The 23,083-nt window shown below is 47.0% G+C and carries 12 protein-coding genes; all 12 read left to right on the top strand.

Translation table 11 applies throughout. The features are described from left to right. Nucleotides 1–160: 160 nt before the first annotated feature. The 12 genes from secY2 (at nt 161) to tnpB (ending at nt 23,007) form a co-directional block, all read left to right on the top strand. Complete coding sequence (gene secY2, locus HZY94_RS07030; RefSeq protein ID WP_179925595.1) at nt 161–1,411, top strand: accessory Sec system protein translocase subunit SecY2; 1,251 nt, start codon at nt 161–163, stop codon at nt 1,409–1,411. A 17-nt stretch (nt 1,412–1,428) separates the two neighbouring features. Then, on the top strand, nt 1,429–3,006 hold the full coding sequence (gene asp1 / locus HZY94_RS07025) for an accessory Sec system protein Asp1 (protein ID WP_179925594.1): 1,578 nt from the start codon (nt 1,429–1,431) through the stop codon (nt 3,004–3,006). A gap of 2 nt (nt 3,007–3,008) precedes the next feature. Then, nucleotides 3,009–4,586, top strand: a complete 1,578-nt coding sequence (gene asp2, locus HZY94_RS07020; protein ID WP_179925593.1) for an accessory Sec system protein Asp2 — start codon at nt 3,009–3,011, stop codon at nt 4,584–4,586. Continuing rightward, nucleotides 4,583–5,122 (top strand): accessory Sec system protein Asp3, encoded by a 540-nt coding sequence (asp3, locus tag HZY94_RS07015; protein WP_179925592.1) that lies wholly within the window; start codon nt 4,583–4,585, stop codon nt 5,120–5,122. Before asp2 ends, asp3 begins: the two co-directional genes overlap by 4 nt. 1 nt (nt 5,123) lies before the next feature. Then, nucleotides 5,124–7,505 carry an accessory Sec system translocase SecA2 gene (gene secA2, locus HZY94_RS07010; RefSeq protein WP_179925591.1) on the top strand — a complete coding sequence of 794 codons (2,382 nt, stop codon included), beginning with the start codon at nt 5,124–5,126 and terminating at the stop codon, nt 7,503–7,505. Nucleotides 7,506–7,515: 10 nt separating this feature from the next. Beyond that, complete coding sequence (gene gtfA / locus HZY94_RS07005) at nt 7,516–9,030, top strand: accessory Sec system glycosyltransferase GtfA (protein ID WP_179925590.1); 1,515 nt, start codon at nt 7,516–7,518, stop codon at nt 9,028–9,030. Next, a complete protein-coding gene (gene gtfB / locus HZY94_RS07000) occupies nt 9,014–10,327 on the top strand; it encodes an accessory Sec system glycosylation chaperone GtfB (protein ID WP_179925589.1) in 1,314 nt (437 codons plus the stop codon). Before gtfA ends, gtfB begins: the two co-directional genes overlap by 17 nt. A 9-nt stretch (nt 10,328–10,336) precedes the next feature. Continuing rightward, nucleotides 10,337–10,504, top strand: a complete 168-nt coding sequence (locus HZY94_RS06995; protein WP_179923469.1) for a hypothetical protein — start codon at nt 10,337–10,339, stop codon at nt 10,502–10,504. Nucleotides 10,505–11,016: 512 nt separating this feature from the next. Continuing rightward, a complete protein-coding gene (locus tag HZY94_RS06990) occupies nt 11,017–12,309 on the top strand; it encodes a DUF308 domain-containing protein (protein ID WP_179925588.1) in 1,293 nt (430 codons plus the stop codon). A 323-nt stretch (nt 12,310–12,632) separates the two neighbouring features. Then, entirely contained in the window at nt 12,633–13,145 is a 513-nt protein-coding gene (locus tag HZY94_RS06985) for an HdeD family acid-resistance protein (protein WP_179925587.1), read from the top strand. Nucleotides 13,146–13,588: 443 nt separating this feature from the next. Further along, nucleotides 13,589–22,369, top strand: coding sequence for a ZmpA/ZmpB/ZmpC family metallo-endopeptidase (locus HZY94_RS06980; protein ID WP_179925586.1), 8,781 nt, complete (start codon nt 13,589–13,591; stop codon nt 22,367–22,369). Nucleotides 22,370–22,728: 359 nt separating this feature from the next. Continuing rightward, complete coding sequence (tnpB, locus tag HZY94_RS06975) at nt 22,729–23,007, top strand: IS66 family insertion sequence element accessory protein TnpB (protein WP_179925596.1); 279 nt, start codon at nt 22,729–22,731, stop codon at nt 23,005–23,007. The last annotated feature ends 76 nt before the right edge of the window (nt 23,008–23,083 follow it).

Genomic DNA, 23,083 nt, shown 5'->3' with positions numbered 1-23,083 from the left:
GCCTTTAAAACACTTGAGGACGTGATTGATAAACTACAAGAAGTGATTCAAAGTTTGCATTGGTCTGACCTTAAATCTATTGTCCATAGAGAATGGATTTTTTCAGATTTTGAATTTGAATGAGTATCAACGAGTCTGAAAAAACAGAAATGGATAAAGGATGTATACTATCAGAAAAAAATGGGCCAGTAGCCTTTTACTGAGAAAAATCGCCTGGACCCTAGTGATTGTACTGGTTTATATGATTGGCCGATTTTTACCAGTTCCAACAGCAGTCGTCAATCAGGAAGTGGCCAATCATAGTTTGTTAAATAATCTGGCGACGGTTACCGGTGCTCGTATTTCAGCCATGACCCTGTTCTCATTAGGTTTGAGTCCTTGGATGACCACGGTTATCCTGTGGCGTTTCTTTACGGTTTTTAATCTCTTTAAAAACCAGACCCAGACTCAGGTTTATCGGTATCGGATGTTGTTGACCTTGGTGGTTGCGGCTATTCAAGGTTTGGGTTTGACGGCGACGGCCACTTTACGCGAGCTGACCTTTTTGGGCCTATCGGGAGATGGGCTGGCTATCGGGGTGACCCTGCTGATTCTGATAACTGGTTCTGTCGTTCTGACCTGGCTGGGCAATCGGAATGCCGAGCGTGGTTTGGGAGGGATGACCATTCTGATCTTGGTCAATATGATCTTGGCCTTTCTGGAAAATGGTCTCAGTTTCCTCTCTGAGCAGACTGGTTTTTCTTGGGGACTGGTCGGGCAAATCGTCTTGTTTGTGCTTGTCTATAGCGCTTTGGTGCTGATGACGGTAACCCTCTACCGGGGAGAATACCGGATCCCGATTAAGCGGGTGGGGATCAACAGTTCTTACAACCAGAAGAGCTACTTGCCCATTCGGGTGACTCCGGCGGGAGCCCTACCCTTTATGTATGGGATGACCTTGATGATGTTGCCGGCCTATCTTTTAAATGGGCTCCGTTTCTTCTATCCAGAAAGCGAGCTGTTAAAAGCCTTAACCCTGAGCTTCAGTTTGACCCAGTTGCCGGGAGCCCTTTTCTACGTAGTTCTCTTGTATGTTTTGGCAATTGGTTTTGCTTATTACAATTATGATGCTTTTGATATTGCGAAAAATATGCGGAATAACGGCGACTATATTGAAGGGATTCCGCCAGGGAAAGCGACCAAGGCCTTTATCCAGGGCAAGGTCAATAGTCTGGCACAGTTTGGTGCTGTGACCGTGATTGTAATTGGGGGCCTCCCCTTGCTGTTCTTGTTGCTGCAGGGCGAACAGGATGGCTCTATCAGCATTGCCCTCCTGATCAACAATGCCTATATTGTTTCCAGCTTGCTTTTGGGGGTGATTGAGCAGGTCAACACGATTCAAAGTTGGAAACAGTATCAACCTATTATTTAAACTAGAAAGGACCTGCCATGTTTTATTTCATTCCTTCTTGGTACAACCAGAGCCGCCCCTGGTACCACAATACCCAGCTCTGGTTTCGCATCTTGGAGCGGATGACCTTTGATGACACAGTGAACCAGCTGAAAATGTTTCATCAGGCGGAAGAAGAGGTCCGCTTGCTGGTCTTGAATTATCAGCCTCAATTTCGCTATTACCTGCATAAACAGGGGCTGCTACAGACTCCTTATTGGTCTTTCTTTGATGATATTCAGAATATCTCAGCCTTACATGTGCGGCCCTTTTCCTTCAAGGACTTGAATTGGCCGGACGGGGTGCAGTTTTTATACAGCCCTTTTGCAGTGCTGGTTCGCTTAGAGGGTGTGGATTTAGCCACGATTCATTTTGCCCAAGATGGCAATTTGTTCTACATTGAATTTGTAGAAGCGGGCCGTCTGACCAAGCATTACCTTTTTGACGATCGGGGCTTCCTCTCGTCCATCCTCTATTTTGATGCGGAGGGGCGTGAAGTCTATCAGGATTACCTGAATGAGAGTGGGATGTGGCAGGTGCGGGAGCACCTGCAGCCCCAGGAGGCTGGTCAGATCGAGGTCAATCCCTATGCCGATCATTCCTTCCAGGAGCACTATTATGCAGATTGGCCGTCCTTGATTCGGGAACGTCTGGAGGTTTTGGCTCAGGCTGAAGTGGGAGACCAGGATACCTTGGTGGTGGCCAGTCATGCCCAGCATAATGACCTGATTTTGGAGGTCTTTCCTCAGCAGCAGAAGGTCTTTTCTTTCTTTGGCGATCGCCTAGCGCTTGAGGAAACGCCTTCCAATCGCGCCTTGCTGGAGCAGGCGAGTTTGGTGGTGGTTGATCGGGAAAAACAAGAAGAAACCTTGCGTCCCTTGCTGGCGGCTGCTGGCAGAAGTTCAAAAGCACTCCTGCGGATCCCCCCTTACGATACCCGTTTGCGCCTGGGCCACAGTCAGATGCTGCGGGACCAGAAAATTTATTGCTACATGGATGGTTTGTCCCAGGAGGAACTCCAAGACACCCTGAAGGTTCTATTGGCCTTTATGGCCCAACAAGGGGATGTCTCCTTGGCCTTAGTAACCTTTGACCGGATGCGGAATTTCAACGAGTTGGAAACCTGGATCACCGAAGAAATCTACCGCCACTATGATCCCGATGATTTTTTCCAAGTGGCAGAAGAAGGCAATGAAAATCAATTGGAAGAAGACCAGGTCTTAGAACTCTCCCGGATTCACTTTGAACTCTTGACCAATGAGACAGAGATTATCAAGGCTCTAGATTCAGCCCGGTTGGTCTTGGATTTGGGAGCCGAGCCGGATCTTTATACGCAAATTGCCAGTATCTCGGCAGGCCTACCTCAGATTAACCGAGTGGAAACAGACTTTGTCAGCCATCAAAAAAATGGCTGGATCTTAAGTCCGGATGCCGATTTAGCCAGCGCTCTCCAGTTCTACCTAGCTGGTTTGGCCAATTGGAACAAATCCCTGGTCTACACGGTTCAAAAAATGGCAGATTATACCAGCGGCCGCATTCTTGAACAGTGGCAAGAATTACTCAATGAGGAAGCATAGCTATGAAAATCTTACAAATTGGCTCCCAGTCCTGGGCTGAGCAAGTTGAACAAGTTCCAGCAGGGTTAGACTGGTATTGGACCACGATTGACAATCTGATTCCCTACTTGGAGGACTTACGAGCGGCAGCTCAGGCGGCCCTCCCGCCTACCAAGGAGGGGCAAGCTCCGGCTAAGGTCCGTCTGCGTTTTGATGCGGTGGTGCTGGCTGAGCCAGTCGAGGAAGCGGCGCTAGAGCCTTTGATGAATTTGGTGGAAGCCTATGGTCTCTATCTTGATGAAGGGATTTCTGTGGCTGAGGGAGCGCCTTATGGGATCTTTCGGCGGAAACGTCTACGTCCATTGGGAGTTTCCGGAGATGCCCAGACCAAAATCGCGTTTTTAGAGTTGACCCATTTTGGGAGCCAGTATGGAGCCAAGCTCAAATTGGCCGATATCGACCTGAGCCCGCATTTTCAGGGGCAGGTCTCCTATGATGGCCAGGTGGCGGTTCATCTCCAGGGGGATTTTGGTCAGGATTTTCAACCACTCTTAACCTACCGCTATAATTTGAGCAACTTTCCGGTTGCCCTGGAAATCTGGTTGGAGCATTTTAAAATCTCAGGCAATCCCGAAATTAAACTAGAGATTACGCCCATGCGTCAGGGCAGCATCCAGGCCTACCTGCCCTCCCTCTTTTTAGAGGAGAAGCAGTTGGAGGAGCCTCATATTCTCCCCCAAGATCCAGACATTGGCTTTTATTCCATTTCTGTCTGGGCCAAGGGTCAGGGGGAGTTGGGCTTCGGCCCACTCCATTGGCGCTATTCACGCTTAGGTATGGGGCGATTTGTTCTGGGTGGTGAGCGTTACAGCGATGTTAAGAAGCAAGAGTTCATCTACTATTTCAACCCTGGTGACCTCAAGCCACCGCTCAATGTTTATTTCTCGGGTTTCCGGACGGCAGAGGGCTTTGAGGGCTATGGCATCATGAAGTCGCTCAAGGGTCCCTTCCTTTTAATTGGCGATCCGCGTCTCGAAGGTGGCGGTTTCTATATTGGTTCCTCTGAATTGGAGGCCAAAATTAGAGCGGTTATTCAAGAGTCCCTGGACTATCTAGGCTTTGACAAAAAGGACTTGATCCTGTCAGGCTTGTCCATGGGAACCTTTGGTGCCCTCTACTATGCGGCAGATTTTGACCCCTATGCGGTGGTGATTGGCAAACCCTTTACCAATATTGGGGATACGGTTGGGGCCATGAAGTTCAAACGGCCCGATGAGTTTGAAACCAGTGCCGATGTCTTGCGCAATGTGACCGGTGGCACGGACGATCGCCACCTGGAGGAGTTGAACCAGCGCTTTTGGGATAAGTTTAGCCAATCGGCCTTTGAGCAGACGACCTTTGCTATTGCCTATATGGAAAATGATGATTATGATGGGCAGGCAACCAGCAGGCTGATTGCCGCGCTGGCGGATAAGGGCGCCCACATCTACACCAAGGGCTATGAGGGACGCCACAATGACAATAGCCCAGCCATCAATAAGTGGTTTATGCGGCAGTATGTGCAATTGTTAGAAGATGGGTATGGAAGGAAAATTGGATGAGTAAACACTTGATACACCGGGTGACCTGGGACCAGGTTTACAGCGGAGATGCTTATCTCTATGGGACCAGCCTGGCCTTTGGCGAGGACGGGGCTGTGTTTGAAAATCTGCGGATGGCATCAGGGAAATTGATTTGCCGCTTTTATTCAGCTACCAACTACCAGGTCAAGCGGACTTCACCCAACCTGCCCCTGCTAGTTCCTGGCCAGGAGTATCGACTAGAACTGGACATTGATGCAGAACCCCAGGGCCGGTTCTTTCTGGAAGTGACCTACTTTAATCGTCAGGGGGAGCAGCTGGGCTTTGAGGTGCTACGCCAGCACCAGGGGACAATCCACTATCCAGAAGCGGCTTTTAGCTATGAGTTTACCTTAAAGAGTGCAGGAGCTAGTCGGCTAGTGGTGAAAGGAATTTCCATCTACACCCTCGAGGATGCCCAACCCTTTAAGTTAGACAAACCGCTTGAAAAGCGGTATCTGGCTGAGGAGTTGCCGGCTGATTTGTATTTGGTTCAAAATTTAGTAAAAACAATTTGATATGAAAGAAAAAGGATCCTTATTAAATCGCTTAAAATTGCGAGAGATTGGCCGGCTGGTCGATCGGGTTAATGACTTGCAAGAAGAAATGGCGGGCTTGACCGATCAGGAGTTGGCGGCGCTAACGCCGGCCTTTCGGCAACGCTTGGCGGCCGGGGCCAGTGTGGATGACCTACTGGTGGAGGCTTATGCGGCCGTCCGAGAAGCCAGTCGGCGGGTCTTGGGCCTCTTCCCCTTTGATGTTCAGGTTATGGGAGCGATTGCCCTGCATCAGGGGTCGATTGCCGAAATGAAAACGGGGGAGGGCAAAACCCTGACGGCAACCATGCCCCTCTACCTTAATGCCTTGACCGGTCAGGGAGCTATTTTGGTTACGACCAATGACTACCTAGCCCGGCGGGATGCCCAGGAGATGGGGCCGGTCTATGAATTTATGGGCTTGACTGTGGGGGTTGGGGTCTTTGACTCCGACGACGAGGTTGAGGTTGCCGACAAGCGGGCGGTCTATGCGGCGGATATTACCTACACAACCAGTACCGCCCTGGGCTTTGACTATCTAGCGGATAATTTGGCGGCAGATGAGGCCGATAAATTTCTTCGGCCCTTCCACTATGTTATTGTCGATGAAGCGGATGCAGTGCTTTTAGATGCGGCTCAGACGCCCTTGATTATTTCGGGATTTCCTCGGGTTCAGTCTAACCTCTACCAGGTTGCCAATCAGTTTGTTTTAACCTTGGAAGCGGAGCGGGAGTTCCGCCATCTTAAGGAAGACAAGGCGGTCTTTTTGACCAAGGCTGGTATTAACTATGCCCAGGCCTACTTTGATGTCCCCGATCTCTATGGGGCGGACTACTTTGAATTAAACCGCCATATTAACCTAGCCCTCAGAGCCCACCATCTCTATAAAAAGGATGTGGACTATGTGGTTGAGGACCAAGAGGTCAAGCTCTTGGACAATCGGACAGGTCGTGTCCTGGAAGGGACGCGTTTGCAGTCGGGGATTCACCAGGCCCTGGAGACCAAGGAAGGGGTTCCCCTCAGCAAGGATTCCCGCTCGGTCGCATCGGTCACCTACCAAAGTCTCTTTAATATGTTCCCCCGGATTTCGGGCATGACCGGGACTGGAAAAATGGCCGAGGATGAGTTGATTGCCACCTATAAGGTGCCCGTCGTTGTTATTCCGACCAACTCGCCGATCCAACGGGTGGACTATCCGGATCAAATCTATGTGACCCTGCCGGAAAAACTCCAGGCGACCTTGAACTATGTGCGGGACCTGCACCAGCGCCAACAGCCAGTGCTCCTGGTTTCAGGAACGGTTGATATTGCGGAGATTTACTCGCGGATGCTGCTGCAAGAAGGAATCCCCCATAGTGTTTTAACCGCTAAAAATGTCGCTAAGGAAGCGCAAATTATTCAGGAAGCGGGCCAGCTAGGAGCGGTTACAGTGGCCACTTCCCTCGCCGGTCGTGGAACCGATATTAAATTGGGGCCAGGCGTCACTGAGCTGGGCGGTCTGGCTGTGGTTGGAACCGAACGGATGGCCAATAGCCGGATTGACTGGCAGCTACGGGGACGTGCCGGTCGGCAGGGCGATCCCGGTCTGAGTCAATTCTTTGTTTGTTTGGAAGACGAGCTTTTGGTCCAGTATGGTGGTAAGGGCATCAACCGTTATTTTGAAAAACATAACCATAGCCGCCGGGCCAATTTTGGTCAACCTCTTAAGGGGGGGCGTTTTAAACGGGCCATCCGCCATGCCCAGGAAAAGAGTGAAGACAAGGCTCAGTCAGCCCGCCAGTCGACCATTCAGTTTGATGAGAGTTTGCGGATTCAACGCCAGCGCATCTACCAATTGCGGGATGACTTGATCTACAATCAAATCGATTTGAGAGAGCGGATGGATACGATTTTCCGCGACGTCCTGCGGGACTTTGTGGACCAGCATCCGCAGCTAAGCCACAAGGACTTACAACGCTATGTCTTGGACAATTATTCCTACAAAAACCAGGCCTCCCTTCAAGAGCTGGATCCTCGGAATGGCCAAGCAGTCCAGGACTATCTCTGGAGCCTCTATCGCAAGGAGCTGGACCAGAAACGAGCCGATCTGGAAACCGAAGATAAATTGGAAGATTTTCTCCGTTTGGCTGTTTTGCGGGCCATTGATGAAGCCTGGATTGAGCAGGTCGACACCCTCCAGCAACTCAAGGCCTTTGTGCCCATCCGGCAGGTGGCCCAACGGGATGCGACTTCCGAATACTTCCGCGAATCTTTGGAATCTTACAACCAGATGGCCCAGCGGGTCCAGGAAGGCATTGTCCGCAATGTCATGTTGAGTACCATTGAGGCTGACCCTGAAAAAGGTCACACCATCTACTTTGTATAAGAGAGGAACTATGACAGTTTACAGTATCAACCTTGGGATTGGCTGGGCCAGTAGCGGGGTCGAATATGCCCAGGCCTATCGCGCCCAAATTTTCCGTGAACTAAAGCAGCCGGCCAAGTTTATTTTTACGGATCTGTTCCAAACGGAGAACCTGCAGCATTTCACGGCCAATATTGGCTTTCAGGATGAGGAAGTGATATGGCTCTATAGCTTTTTTACCGATCTTTCGATTGCTCCCAGCACCTTTTCCAAGGCCGACTTAGAGGCGACCTTCTCAAGTCCGATTCTTAGGACGGAGACCGGTCCCAAGTTGCTGCGCTATCATTTGGAGCCAGACTTTTATGTCAATGCCAGCCTGTGTGGGGACGAGGAGCAGTATGTCCAGCGCGTGGAGTATGTGTCCAAGGGTAACTTGATTCGCAAGGACTACTATAGCTATACCCGTATGTTTAGCGAGTACTATGCCCCTCTGAATGACAAGCCCCAGCTCTATCAACGGCAGTTTTTCAATGAGGATGGCAGTGTGGCTTATGAGGAGCTGGTTTCCAACCAGCAGTCGATTTTCCGATTTGCTGATCGCATCCTTTATGGGAAGGAGGCCCTGGTTGCCTTCCTGCTGGAACAATTGCAACTGGAACCCGAGGATCTGTTGATCCTGGACCGGGCCAGCGGTATTGGTCAGGCCGTTTTTGCCCATAAGGGACCAGCCAAGCTGGTAGTGGTTATTCATGCGGAGCATTACAATGCCAAGGGCACAGATGATTACAATGTGCTCTGGAACAATTATTATGAATACCAATTTACCAATGCGCATTTAGTGGATGCCTTTATTACTTCTACGGAAAAACAAAAAGAGGTCTTGGAGCAGCAATTTAAGACCTACAGCCAGCACCAACCGCGGATCACAGCCATCCCGGTGGGTAGCTTGAGCCAATTGCGTCAGCCTCAAGGCCCGCGTCAGCCCTACAGTCTGATGACCAGCTCCCGTTTGGCCAGTGAGAAACACATCGATTGGCTAGTGGCAGCTGTGGTTGAAGCCAAAAAGACCCTGCCGCAATTGCGCTTTGACATCTATGGTGAGGGGGGCGAACGCCGCAAACTGACCCAGATGATTGAAGCAGCTGGGGCTCAGGACTACATCCACCTGAAAGGACACCAGCACTTAGCGGAGGTTTACCAGCAGTATGAAGTCTATCTGACAGCTTCTACCAGTGAGGGCTTTGGCCTGACCTTGATGGAGGCGGTTGGCTCAGGTCTGCCCCTGATTGGGCTGGATGTTCCCTATGGCAACCAGACCTTTGTGGATTCTGGTCAGAATGGTTTTTTGATTCCACGACCGGAGTCGGACGATCCTGCCTATATGACCCAGGCCTTTGCCCAACAGATTATTGCCTATTACCAGCAGGACCGGCAACAGAAGGCCCAAGCCTATTCTTACCAAAAGGCCGAGCCCTTCCTGCATGAGCACCTGGCTCAAGCCTGGGCCCAGTTTATCGAGGAGGTGAGCCATGCTAATACTCTATGACCGCTTGAATCAGGAGAGTCTGGATTTGGCCTATTCTCTGCAAGCAGCGGAGATTGGAGGCGTCAGTGTCGTTTTGCAGGATGATGGTTTCCTGCCAGATGGCTTTACTTCTCCTTTTGCCTTCTTTGCTGGCCAATCTGAGGAGACAGCATCCCCTCTTTATTTTAACCAAGTGCCGGTTCCCAAATATTGGCAGATTACGGGGACCAATCAGCAGGGAGAAATCTGGAATTATGGTCAAAAGAAGGCAACGATTTACTATCAGGAACCCAAGCATCTGCGCTTGGTCAAGACGGTCGAATGGCTGAATGATCAGGGGCGGGTGATGGTGGCGGATCACTACAATCGCTGGGGGCGTCTATTTGCCAAAACCTACTTTAATGAGGAGCTGGAAGTGACCCACAAGCAGTATTTTGATGCCGACCAGCGCCCCTATTTGATGGAGAATCTGGTGACTGGCGACCTGCTCTTGGAGTGGCAGGGTCAGGTCTATCCGTTTGCTAAGAAGATTGACTTTTACCTCTTTTATCTGCGGCAGTCAGGACTGGATCTGTCGCAAATTGCCTACAATTCTTTGGGCATGCCCTTCCTTCTGGCCTATTATTTAGGAGGAGAAGGTTCGGATCTGCTCTTTTGGCAGGAGGACCTTCAGGATCAGATTCCTGGCAATATGCAGTTGCTGTTCCAAGGCAATTTGTCACGCACAACGCGGATTGTGGTTCAAAAAGAAACAGCCTATCAAAATCTGTTAGCCTTACTAGCGGAGGATCAAAAGGCTTCCCTGGCCCAGCTGGGGTATATTTATCCAAGTCACGGCGAAAATGGCAATGGCAGGGAAATCTTAGTTTTGACCAACTCTGATCAACTGGAGGGCTTGGATACGCTCTTGGAACACCTGCCAGACTACCGCTTCCATATCGCAGCCCTGACCGAAATGTCGCCAAAACTGATGGACTATGGCCAGCGATCCCAGGTTCATCTCTATCCCAATGCTGGACCGTCCCAAATTCAAGGGCTCTTGCAGGCCTGTGATATTTATTTGGACATCAACCACGGCTCAGAAATCATGGCAGCCCTCCGGCAGGCCTTCGAGCACAACTTGCTCCTAGCCGCCTTTGACACAACCTGCCACCAGCCAGCCCTGATTCTGCCAGAAGCCCTCTTTGATTCCCGAGAACCGGCCACCTTGGCAACCTGGCTCAAGGAGCAGCCAGACCTGGCAGTAGTAGCTCAGAAACAACGGCAACTAGGCGGTCAGGCAACGGTCGCAGACTACCAAGCACTACTGAAAGGTTAGGGAAGAATCATGACCAAGGAAAACCCATTGTTAAACCAGGATATCGAACAACGAATCCAAGAAGCCCGTTATCAAAAAGGGGAAACCGAGAAAAGCAAACGCTCAATCTTCTATCTAATACTTGTCTGTTTGGTCACCCTGTCTGTTTTACTGTCTCTCCTCCGTTATTTGATCTAGGAGAAGGCGGGAGATTAGTATGTTTTGAAAACGGTATGAAAGTAAGGCTAGTTCTTGATTTTATACCGTTTTTTGCTTATTTTTGATTTGTGCTATAATCCCGACTTTATCACCTAATTGAAATAAAAAATCGTGAAACTCCTTGTGGCACAAGGGATTACACCTTGCCAAAGTACAGATTTTCTTGTTGTATATGGAATGTTCAGATAAGTTCAAACGTTCTCATTAATATTTATAAAAAATGTCTACATATTGACGAAAATCTGGAAAACGTTTTCTTGTACTTTACTTTTTAATTCAAAAAAGACGTATAATAGGCTCTAAAATCATATACAACAGTGAAAATAGGTTTTGAAAACTCTGAAAACGTTGAGCCACAAGGGATTGGCCTATGTTGTAAAAAAATTAACTGATAAAGTCGTGAGCAAGGCTAGTTCTTGATTTTATACCGTTTTTTGCTTATTTTTGATTTGTGCTATAATGATTTGTAATTTGAAATTTTTGGAGGTTTTATGATACGTTTGGCAAGGTTAGGTCAGAGTGGACGTAAGGCTATTGTTGAGGGGATTTTTGTGATTCTTCTTGGAGTTTTTCTGATTCTGGGAGGACAGGTGGTGCCCAAGGTGGGGTATCAGCTTTTCTTTTTATATATTTTTGGCTCAGCTCTTTGGACTTTGATCAATCGTTGGTTTGGACGTAAGGAAGTCCAGGAGAACCTTTGGATTACCTTGGGCAAGTTGGTGGTTTCGTTGGTTTTCGGAGAGATTGCCTTGTTGGAGAATATGGCAGTCTATTTATTGGTTTATGCGATTGCCTTCTATCAAATTTTTACCGGTGTTGTGAATTTAGTGACGTGGTTCTTGTATCGACAGAATGGGATTCCCAAACTATTTCGGTATTTGACAGATGGTCTAATCATGACTGGTTTTGGTGTTTGGAGTCTTTCTCCCTACCATGATGCTAATGAATTTCAGCTGTTACTTTTGGGTTGGTATTTGGTAACCTTAGGTATAACTCGCTTACGGGATGGTTTGTTCTTTGAACAGGAAATGCAACAGAACCATTTAAAACGCAGGGTACGGGTGACCCTTCCCATTTTTTTAACGGCTTTAATTCCAGCTGCGACTCTCAATCGTTTAAATAAATTTTTACAGGAGAATGCAGAAGAATCTGCGGCAGAAGCATACAATCAATCGAAGAAGGAGAAGACTGGTCAAATCGAAGTTTTTATTCATACGGCCCAGACCAATTTTTTTGCAGCGGTTGGGCACGTTGATCTTTGTTACCAGGGGCGCGTGATATCCTACGGTTCCTACGATCCTTCCTCTGAGCGTTTATTTGGAATGGTGGGGGATGGGGTGCTTTACAAATGTGACCGAGAATCTTACATCGATCTATGCAAGCGGGAAAGTCAAAAGACTCTATTTGGCTATGAAATTGATTTAACTCGGGAGCAGGAAGAGGCGGTCCAGTCTTATTTGGCTGACTTAGATCGAATCTTACTTCCTTGGGAACCACCTGTGACCAAAGTGCAAAAGGAGGATGGGGTAGAAGAGCACACTTATGCTTATAAAATCCGTCATGAGACCAATGGAGAGCTCTATAAATTTAAGGAATCTAAGTTTAAAACCTACTTCGTTCTCAGTACCAACTGTGCCTTGCTAGCAGATACCATTGTTGGTCAAGCAGGAACAGATATTCTAAGTCCAAAAGGATTTATTGCACCGGGGACTTACCAGACCTACCTGGAAACGGAATTTGAAAAACCCCATAGCCTGGTGGTGGCTAAAAATGTTTATGCTTGAAAAATCTGATGTCGGATAAAAAGAATTGACAGAGGCATAAACTTTGTTCATTTCATCGATAAACTAAAGTCATTTAACAAGCCTTTAGGCCGAGAGAGGGAAAGAAATCGCTTCAGCTTACAATTTGAAATCAAGACGTGTAACGAACTTTTTTCATGCAATTTTCTAAAAAAATTTCATGGTGAATCTTGTTTTTTTATTGAGATAGTATACACTAGTCCAAGGTAATGCCTACTTAGAATCAGACTCAGAAGATCCGTCTCAACAATTCATATAGAAGAGACTTGGCTAGAGCTGATTATTTTTAGTTAAAGGAGTGTAAAATGTTTAGACGTTATTCATGGTTGTTGATTTTGGTTGGGATTCTTAGTCTTTTGGCTGGTTTCTGGGTTTTGAGTCATCCCGGTATGGCCTTGGCTGGTCTTGGGACAATGGTTGCATTGTTCTTCTTAGTTGATGGAATCAGCCATGTGGTGCAATATTTTACCAATGAGTGGAAGAGTGGCTGGAGTCTTTTTAACGGAATCATCACAGCCTTCTTGGCTATCATGCTCTTGACAGATGGTTTTGGTGCTCGGACTCTCTTTATGGCAACCATGATTGCTTTCTGGGTGCTAATTTCTGGAATTACTCGTCTGATGATGAGTTTCGATGTGAAAAAACTCGACCGTGCTGCCGGATCAACTTTGATGTGGACTGGTATTTTGGGGATTTTTACAGGAAGCCTGATGATGACGACTCCCTTGTTTACGGCTCTGATGGTGTCTTACATGATTGGATTTACCTTTATTTATCAAGGGATTGCATCGATTGTGCTTTATTTTAAAGCTAAATAAGCGCTTGAGGTTGGATTAATATCCAGCCTCTTTTCTTATGCTCTTTCTATTTTTCTTTCTATTTTGTTAGCTTTGACTTGCTTCACTTTAGTGATGCCTGCGTTGTATAGGTGAAAGAAAAGTATTTTTGCACACATATACAATGTAACTTAATCTTTTTGATAGGATTTTTTGAAAAAGTGGTATGGATGTGCTATTCTTATAAGTATAGAATGTTGAATGGATACTCAGACTTGTTTCAATTTGCACGGAGGTGAGACGCCTTAGGGAAGTTCTAGCTAGCAGTGTGAACTCAGATGAAGAGTATTCGGTAGTCAGATTTAGAGGCATTTAAGAATGGCTGATAGCTGATAGGTGAAGTGCAATCCTTGTCCTAGCATTCTGTAGAAACTATTCTTAAATGACTAGATGTCGATCAAATATTGAAATAAAGAGGGACGTTAATGAATCGGGAAAGACTGCAGCGGTTTTCGTTGAGAAAATTATCGGTAGGACTCCTATCGACAACGATTGGAAGTGTATTTCTACCAGTCACAGAGCAGGCCGTCTGGGCTAATGACCAGGGTGTTGCTGGAATTGGTTATAAATATGTGACAGAAGATGAGTTAACTGAGCAAGAACAGCAACTCATTATTCGCGAATTGCCCAAGTATCATGAGGGAGAGGTGAGTGACTACTATCTGGTTTATCGCTTGGATAAGGAGGCTGCACTTGACAATCTTCCTGACACAGGTAGTCAGGAAGCGAATGTACTCCTTGGGCTTGGTGTAACGGCTTTTTTGATTATCGGTTTAGCCTTTGGTAAAAACAAAAAGCAAAAAATTGCTTCGGTGCTTTTAGTGACGACTGCTGGAAGTGCGGTGCTAGCGACAGATGCCTTTGCTTTAATCAATGAAAAATTGGCCCACTACAATCAAACGGTTAGCAGCCAGGCAGATGGCCAACTACCCCTGCCGTTAGAGATTCCAGGCCACAAGTATATTGGCTATTTAAAAGTTGATCAGTTGGGCAATATCTTGCCCTTAAAGACAAGCGGGTCCTTTCAATTGGAGTCCATCAACCGTTTGGACTCCTTGTCAAATCCAGAGTCATTTGTCTTGAATGTACCAGCGGTCTTGGGGCCAACAACTCCGAACCGTGAAGAAACAGATGCGACAGTTGTAACCCCTAAGCCAGTGCCTGTAGGGCCAACGAAACCAGCTGAGACTCTTAAACCAGAGGTTCCAGTGACTCCAGAACCACCGGTAGTTGTAGAACCAGAGGTTCCAGTGACTCCAGAACCACCTGTAGTTGTTCCAGAAGTTCCAGTGACTCCAGAACCACCCGTAGTTGTTCCAGAGGTTCCAGTGACTCCTGAGCCACCGGTAGTGGTTGTTCCTGAAGTCCCAGAGACCCCTGAGCCACCGGTAGTTGTTCCAGAAGTTCCAGTGACTCCAGAACCACCCGTGGTAGTTGTTCCTGAAGTCCCAGTGACCCCCGAACCACCGGTAGTGGTAGTTCCCGAGGTTCCAGTAATCCCCGAACCACCCGTGGTAGTAGTTCCCGAGGTTCCAGTAACCCCCGAACCACCGGTAGTTGTAGAACCAGAGGTTCCAGTGACTCCAGAACCACCGGTAGTTGTAGAACCAGAGGTTCCAGTGACTCCAGAACCACCGGTAGTTGTAGAACCAGAGGTTCCAGTGACTCCAGAACCACCGGTAGTTGTAGAACCAGAGGTTCCAGTGACTCCTGAGCTACCTGTGGTTGTTCCAGAGGTTCCAGTGACTCCTGAGCCACCTGTGGTTGTTCCCGAGGTTCCAGTGACTCCTGAGCCACCTGTAGTTATTCCAGAGGTTCCCGTGACCCCCGAACCGCCAGTGGTTGTTCCCGAGGTTCCAGTAACCCCCGAACCGCCAGTGGTTGTTCCCGAGGTTCCAGTAACCCCCGAACCACCCGTGGTTGTTCCAGAAGTTCCCGTGACCCCTGAGCCGCCAGTAGTAGTTCCAGAGGTTCCAGTGACTCCAGAACCACCGGTAGTTGTTCCCGAGGTTCCAGTAACTCCCGAACCGCCAGTAGTAGTTCCAGAAGTTCCCGTGACTCCCGAACCACCAGTAGTAGTTCCAGAAGTTCCCGTGACTCCCGAACCGCCAGTAGTAGTTCCAGAAGTTCCCGTGACTCCTGAGCCTCTACCAGAGCAGGAGAGCTTGGAGCTTCGGTATCAGGATCTTATTCCTGAGACGATTTATCAGGCGGATGAACAATTAGCCGCTAGTCTGATTCAGGTTATTCAAGAGGGAGTGCCAGGTTCTAGCAAGATTGTCTGGGATACCAATAAGAATGAGTTGGTGAGTGAGACAGTTGTGGTTCCTCCATTGAATCGGATTGTCCGTGTGGGCACCAAGCCGACTATCACCAGTCGTGAGTTGGATTTTGCAGAGATTCGTCAAGAGACAGACAAGCTTCAGAAAGGGCAGGAACAAATCCATGTTCTCGGCCAACAAGGCTTAGAGATTACAACAGTTACCTATCACTTGGATCCAATGACCGGTCAAGTGACAGCTAATGCTCCAGTAGTAGAAGTCCGACCAGCTGTCGATCAAATCCTTCTTGTGGGAACGCAGGATGTCTTGAAAGTACGTCGCGAAGAGATCCCATTTAGTATTTGTTACCAAGCCGATGAACAGCTTCTCGCTGGTTCTCGAATTGTTGAACAAGAAGGGGAGAATGGCTTTAAAGAAGTTATTTGGAATCAGAGCAAAAACGAGTTGGTCAGTGAGGTTTTACTGCTTGAACCGAACCCACGGATTATTCGGGTTGGGACAAAGCCAACAATTACCACGCGTGAGCTTGATTTTGAGGAAATCCGCCGGCCAGATTCGAGTCTGGAAGAAGGGCAGGAACAGATTCAAACCCTAGGCCAAAAAGGTCTTGAAGTGAAAACAACCACCTATAGTCTAAATCCAACAACAGGGGTTGTCTTGACCAATACACCGGTTGTGGAACGGATACCGGCTATTAGTCAGGTCATTTTAGTAGGCAGTAAGACACCTTCTGTGACTCGCAAAGAGGACGTGCCTTTTGAGGTTCGTTACCAAGCCGATGACAGTTTAGTAGCTGGTTCACGGATTATTGATCAGGATGGCGTTGTTGGCCAGAAGGAAATTGTCTGGAACCCACTAACGAATGAGCTGATCCGTGAGACATTGGTGCAGCAACCCCTTGATCAGCTGGTAAGGGTCGGAACTCAGCCAAGCATTAGCAGTCGCGAATTGGACTTTGAAGAAATCCGTCAGGAAACAGCTGACTTGGATGTTGGTCAAGAAGAAGTCCAAGTTTTAGGCCAAAAAGGCTTAGAAGTTACAACGGTTACCTATCATTTAGATCCAGTAACAGGGGAAATCACAGCTAACACACCGAGTCTCGAGCGTAAGCCTGCTATCAATCAGATTGTACGAGTAGGGACACGGGATTTGTTGGAAACGCGCCAGGAAGTGCTACCGTTTGACACGATTTATCAGGCGGATGATAGCTTGGAGGCGGATTCCCGTGTGGTCGAGCAAGAAGGAAACTTGGGAACTAAAGAAGTTGTTTGGAACCGAACCAAGGATATACTCGTTGGTGAAACCATTGTCCAACCAGCACTTGCCAGAATTATCCGAGTTGGGGTAAAAACAAGTATTAGCAGTAAAGAGCTAGCCTTTGAGGAGATCCGTCAAGAGGATTCAAATCTCGAGGTCGGTCAAGAGCGGATTCAGACCCTTGGCCAAAAAGGAGTGGAGGTAACGATGATTACCTATAGCTTGGATCCAACAACCGGAGTGGTTAAGGCGAATGAGCCGCTAGTTGCCATTAGCCCAGCAGTGCCACAAGTGGTTTTCGTCGGAACCAAGGATGTTCTAGTAACTCGCCAAGAAGAAGTCCCATTTGAGCAGCGCTACCAAGCAGATGACAACTTGGACTTCGGTGTGCGCCTTGTGGAGCAAGAGGGGAATCCGGGTCTAAAAGAAATCGTTTGGAATCAAACGAAGGATCAAGCAGTCAGTGAAAAACAAGTTCGCCCAGCTCGTCCTCAGCTGGTTCGGGTCGGAACTAAGCCTGTGGTGAGCAGTCGGGAGCTGGATTTCCAAGAAATCCGCCAAGAAGATGCTGAGCTTGAAAAAGGCAAAGAATACATTCAGACTGTAGGTCAGAAGGGCTTGGAGACAAGGACGACGACCTATACAGTTGACCCTCTAACAGGTCTGGTCACAATGAATCCTCCTGTAGTTGAGGTTAGTCCTGCGATTGATCAGGTTCGTGTGGTTGGAACCAAGGAGGAACTTTTTCCGGAACCTCCACAACCACCTGAAGAAGATCAGCTAGAGACACGCCAAGAGGAACTAGCCTTTGCAATTCGCTATCAGGCAGATTCAAGTTTAGAGGTCGGAGTTCAGGCGCTTGTACAGGAAGGAGTCAAGGGAAGTAAGGAGATTATTTGGAACCAAACCAAAAATGAATTGGTTCGTGAAACGGTTCTTACAAGCCCAATTCCTCAGCTAGTTCGTATCGGAACCAAACCTATGGTTACCAGTCGGGAGCTAGATTTCCAAGAAATCCGCCAAGAAGATGCGACCTTGGATAAGGGTCAAGAACAGATTCAAACCCTGGGTCAAAAGGGTCGTGAGACAACAACAGTGACCTATACTCTAGATGAGCGAACAGGTCAGGTGACAGCCAATGCTCCTGTAGTGGAGACTGTGCCTGCTGTTGATCAGGTGCGGTTAGTTGGTACCAAAGATATCCTGGAGACGCGTCAGGAAGAATTGGCCTTTGACACCGTTTATCAGGCAGATGATAGCTTGGAGGCGGATTCCCGTGTAGTCGAGCAAGAAGGAAGTCTGGGCACCAAGGAAGTTGTTTGGAACAAGACCAAGGATGAACTTGTCCGTGAAACAGTGACTCTAGCCCCTGTTAACCGTTTGGTTCGTGTCGGAACTAAGCCTGTGGTAACTAGTCGAGAGCTGGATTTCCAAGAAATCCGTCAAGAAGATGCGACCTTGGATAAGGGTCAAGAGCGGATTCAAACCATGGGTCAAAAGGGTCGTGAGACGACAACGGTGACCTATAGCCTGAATGAGAAAACAGGTGAGGTCGCAGCCAATGCTCCTTTAGTGGAGACTGTGCCTGCTGTCGATCAGGTGCTGTTAGTCGGTACCAAAGATATCCTGGAGACGCGTCAGGAAGAATTGTCCTTTGACACCGTTTATCAGGCGGATGATAGCTTGAATGCGAATTCCCGTGTGGTTGAGCAAGAAGGAAGTCTGGGCACCAAGGAAGTTGTTTGGAACAAGACCAAGAATGAGCTTGTCCGTGAAACAGTGACTCTAGCCCCTGTTAACCGTTTGGTTCGTGTCGGAACCAAGCCTGTGGTAACCAGTCGGGAGCTGGATTTCCAAGAAATCCGTCAAGAAGATGCAACCTTGGATAAGGGTCAAGAGCGGATTCAAACCCTGGGTCAAAAAGGTCGTGAGACAACAACAGTGACCTATACTTTAGATGAGCGAACAGGTGAGGTGACAGCCAATGCTCCTGTAGTGGAGACTGTGCCTGCTGTTGATCAGGTGCGGTTAGTTGGTACCAAAGACATCCTGGAGACGCGTCAGGAGGAGCTATCCTTTGACACTGTTTATCAGGCAGATGATAGCTTGGAGGCGGATTCCCGTGTGGTTGAGCAAGAAGGAAGTCTGGGAACCAAGGAAGTTGTTTGGAATAAGACCAAGGATGAGTTGGTGCGCGAGATTGTAGTGCTTACGCCGGTGAATCGTGTCATTCGTGTTGGGACCAAGCCTGTGGTTACTAGTCGGGAGCTAGATTTCCAAGAAATTCGCCAAGAAGATGCGACCTTGGATAAGGGTCAAGAGCGGATTCAAACGCCAGGTCAGCTAGGTCTGGAACAAACAACAGTGACCTATAGCCTGAATGAGAAAACAGGTGAGGTCACAGCCAATACGCCGGTTGTTGAAACTAGACAGCCTGTGTCTCAAGTGCTGCTGGTTGGAACTCGAGAACTTGTGAAGCCTGTGCTTCGCATTCAATCGGTTACCGAAAATGATGACCAAGCGACTGCGCTTGTTCGCTACAGCCTGCAGGATCCAGATAAGCAGTACCGTTCTGCTAAGGCGCTCTTGTATAAGGGGGATGTTCTTGTTAAGGAATTCCCAATTAGTCATTTGGACCAGCCTTTAACATTGTCTGAGTTGGACTACTTTACGGATTATACCTTGAAGACATCCATGACTTATGGACCTGCGGAGGCACCGACCGAGGAAATTCAAGAAGATCAAGCCTTAATTCGATTGGAATATAAAAAAATCGAGTTGAAGGATATTGAGACGGTTGAGTTGTACGAAAAAGATGGAGTCAGTTATCGTCGTTTGGACAACTTAGCAACCGCTAAAGCTCCAGATCAATATGTGGTACAGATTCAGCCGAACCAAAGCAAGGCCATGCTCCTCCCCGTTTCAGAGATTCGCGAAGTTCAAAAAGATGGACAGTCTGTCTATGAATTGACGCTGAGTCTACCGGAGCTGGTACAAGGTCCAAACCTAGGAGCTTATCAGTCCAATTTGCGTATTTATGTTCCAAAAACGGGAACGAATTTATCGGCTCTGAATAGTTATCGTGTGAACTATCAGAATGTTTTCGGTGCGCAAGCTGGTCGTGATGTTGCTTATTACAATGCGGAGAAGTTACTGCCGTTTTACAATAAGGAATACATTGTCGACCAAGGAAACCGGATTGATCCAAGTCATAAACTCTCCCAAACACGTTTAGTAGATGTGGTTCCAATGGCCGATAATCGAATTGTCCTTGATCCGAATACGGATAAGGCAGCCATTAATCGCTTAATGCTTCACTACGAGGACAACACGGTTGCCTATGTTCCACTGACCTTTAAGGGAGACTTTAGAAATCAACGGGTTGCCGAGTATGATCTAGCAGGTACTTCTTTGATTTACACACCGGAGAGTTTCTTGGATTCTTACCAATCCGTGATTGATGCTGTGGCACCAACCTTAGCGGCGATTCAGTTTGATTCTGCGGAAGTACGGCAAGCTCTAGGGATTGCTGAGGGTGATCAAAGTAAGAATCTAAATGATCTCTATTTGGAAAAGGCCTTTAATGATTTGAAGGCTAATCTACCACAAGAATTGAAGAAGCTCTTGGCTGCGGACAAGGCGATCAATGCAACAGATGGTGCAGTCAGTGATAAACTGGCGAAACAAATCCAGGAGAATGCTGTTCCTCTCTTACTTGGAATGAGCTATCTCAATCGTTGGTATAACATCAATTATGACACGATCAATGTGAAGGATTTATCTGCCTACAAACTTGACTTCTTTGGCAATCAAACAGCTTCTTCCCTTGACCATATCATTCAGTTAGGTAAATCAGGTTTTGATAACTTAAAAGCCAGCCATAACGTGCGAACTTTTGAGCGAAGTCTAGCTTCAGGTAAACAGAAGACAGACTTGTTTGAATACTTAGAAGCTTACCGGCATTTATTCTTACCGCACAAATCCAACAACCAGTGGTTGAAGGATAATACGAAAGCTTATCTTGTTGAGAACTATTCAGAAATTGATGAAGCAAGGCAGAAACAAGAAGCAGCTATGGGGCAAAAGAATAACAAGTATTCCATCGGCATTTATGACCGTCTGGCAAGTCAAAGTTGGGCTTATAAACAGATGTTGTTGCCATTGTTAACGATGTCTGAAGAAAGTACCTATGTAATTTCGAATATGTCGACATTGGTTTTTGGTGGGTATGAGCGTTATCGTTATGGTAAAAACTTGAACCTATCTCAAGCAGAATTTATTGAGACGATGCGAGCTACTGTTGATCAGGGAGCAAGTTTGCATAGAGATTACTATGACTTCTGGTATCGACTCTTGAAACCAGAGATGCGTGAGCTGCTCTTTAAATCGATCATTATGTATGATGGTTTCATGTACCATAATCCAGATGGTGGTAAATCTTGGAGAACCCTACACTCTCCAGATGCCTCTATCCAAGAATTCTTTGGTCCAACTGGTCGCTATTATGCTAATAACTACAGCGCAGGTTATGCAACCGGAAATGCTGTTTTCTATGTTGGTGATCGCCTCTTGGAACGATATGGAATCACGACTCTGACCCACGAAATGACTCACACCTTTGATGGAACTATTTTCTTTGAAGGAAATGGTCGTAGGGAAGGACTGGGAGCGGAGTATTTTGCTAGGGGATTATTGGAGGAACCAGATTTTTCAAATCAAAGTATCATAGCACTACCTATGACCCTCCAAGGGAATCCAGATGCTACGGATCGCTATCATGCTGCGAATCCTAAAGAACGTTACCAAAGTATGGATGATGTCAACAAATACGTAAAAGGAATGTTTGATGTGATCTATTTGTTGGAATATCTTGAAGGTAAAGCTATTCTGTCACAGAATGATGATGTGAAGCAGAAATGGTTACGAAAAATTGAAAATGAATACATTAAAGACCGGGATGGAAACGATACACATGCTGGAAATAAAGTTCGTCGTTTGACGTCAGAAGAAATTAGTAACTTGCGAGAGTTTACAGATCTGATTGATTCAGATGTGATTGCTCGACGTTTCTATATCGATGAAGGTAGTGTTAAACGCAATAGTTATTATACGATTGCCTTGACGTCTCCATTCTATGCAGCTCTATCCAATGATAAGGGAGCTCCAGGTGATTTAATGTTTAGACGGATGGCCTATGAATTGTTAGCTGCCAAAGGCTATCAGGCTGGATTCATTCCTTATGTATCCAATATGTATGCTCAGGAAGCTTTTGATAAGGGCCACAAAACATGGTCCTCATGGTATAAACGTTATGTAGGGGTTCCAAATGACAAGATAATCTTTGACAATATCTTTAGAAATGAATATAACTCTTGGGCTGACTTTAAAAAGGCGATGTATCAAGAGCGGATTCAGAAGGCTCAGAAGCTGAAACCAATTACAATTCAGTATGAGTTAGGATCTGCTACGTCTAAGAAGGAAGTGACGATTACGTCGGTAGAGCAGATGGAAGAATTGATACGAGCAGCAATGGCTCACGATATCAAGAATATTGATCGAACAACGAGTCATGGACCGGCTAGTTGGGTGAACCTTCTCAACGGACGTATTTATAATGCTTATCTTCGTCAGACACAAGACTTTAGAGAATCTATTTTTAACGATTAATTTCTTGAAGATTTTCTAAACCTGTTGAATCATTGAGTAGCGCTTGTAGCTCCTCGAGAGTTTGACACGGTTCGGATTGTTCAAGCGAACCAACCCTTAAATCCCTATTATCTCCTCAGGTATGCTACCTGTTTGAGGTAATAGGGATTTTTGGGTTATGGGGCTATAGGGCTATAGGTAGGAAGTATTCGGGATTTCAAGTGGACCGGTTTGGACAAGGGTCAAGCTTTTCTGCTACCTTGGTTGCATTGTAAGCGGCCAATAACAAGGTATCTTCCGATAAAGTAGAAATCTAGCTATACTAGTCTCAGAAAACAGGAGTAGAGGAGATTGGTTTAGTGGATGCGAATTTGTTTAGGATGATAAATCTTTGTGACCTCGGTCAGGTCTATTTGATAGCTGGGAAAACAGATATGAGACAGGGAATTGATTCCCTAGCCTATATCATTAAACAAAGATTTGAACTGGATCCATTTTCAGGTCAAGTCTTTCTATTTTGTGGAGGACGCAAAGATCGTTTCAAAGCTCTGTATTGGGATGGGCAAGGTTTTTGGTTGCTTTATAAACGATTTGAGAACGGCAAACTAATACTCATTCAAATTCAAAATCTGAAAAAATCCATTCTCTATGGACAATAGATTTAAGGTCAGACCAATGCAAACTTTGAATCACTTCTTGTAGTTTATCAATCACGTCCTCAAGTGTTTTAAAGGC

The organism is Streptococcus danieliae (assembly GCF_013415245.1).
In the GTDB taxonomy this organism is placed as follows: Bacteria; Bacillota; Bacilli; order Lactobacillales; family Streptococcaceae; genus Streptococcus; species Streptococcus danieliae_A.
This window is presented reverse-complemented; position numbering and strand designations above follow the sequence as displayed.

Coding starts and splice junctions, on each gene's coding strand:
- HZY94_RS06980 (WP_179925586.1), top strand. CDS start 13,589: ATGAATCGGGAAAGACTGCAGCGGTTTTCGTTGAGAAAATTATCGGTA.
- asp1 (WP_179925594.1), top strand. CDS start 1,429: ATGTTTTATTTCATTCCTTCTTGGTACAACCAGAGCCGCCCCTGGTAC.
- secA2 (WP_179925591.1), top strand. CDS start 5,124: ATGAAAGAAAAAGGATCCTTATTAAATCGCTTAAAATTGCGAGAGATT.
- HZY94_RS06990 (WP_179925588.1), top strand. CDS start 11,017: ATGATACGTTTGGCAAGGTTAGGTCAGAGTGGACGTAAGGCTATTGTT.
- asp2 (WP_179925593.1), top strand. CDS start 3,009: ATGAAAATCTTACAAATTGGCTCCCAGTCCTGGGCTGAGCAAGTTGAA.
- secY2 (WP_179925595.1), top strand. CDS start 161: ATGTATACTATCAGAAAAAAATGGGCCAGTAGCCTTTTACTGAGAAAA.
- HZY94_RS06985 (WP_179925587.1), top strand. CDS start 12,633: ATGTTTAGACGTTATTCATGGTTGTTGATTTTGGTTGGGATTCTTAGT.
- gtfB (WP_179925589.1), top strand. CDS start 9,014: ATGCTAATACTCTATGACCGCTTGAATCAGGAGAGTCTGGATTTGGCC.
- tnpB (WP_179925596.1), top strand. CDS start 22,729: ATGATAAATCTTTGTGACCTCGGTCAGGTCTATTTGATAGCTGGGAAA.
- gtfA (WP_179925590.1), top strand. CDS start 7,516: ATGACAGTTTACAGTATCAACCTTGGGATTGGCTGGGCCAGTAGCGGG.
- HZY94_RS06995 (WP_179923469.1), top strand. CDS start 10,337: ATGACCAAGGAAAACCCATTGTTAAACCAGGATATCGAACAACGAATC.
- asp3 (WP_179925592.1), top strand. CDS start 4,583: ATGAGTAAACACTTGATACACCGGGTGACCTGGGACCAGGTTTACAGC.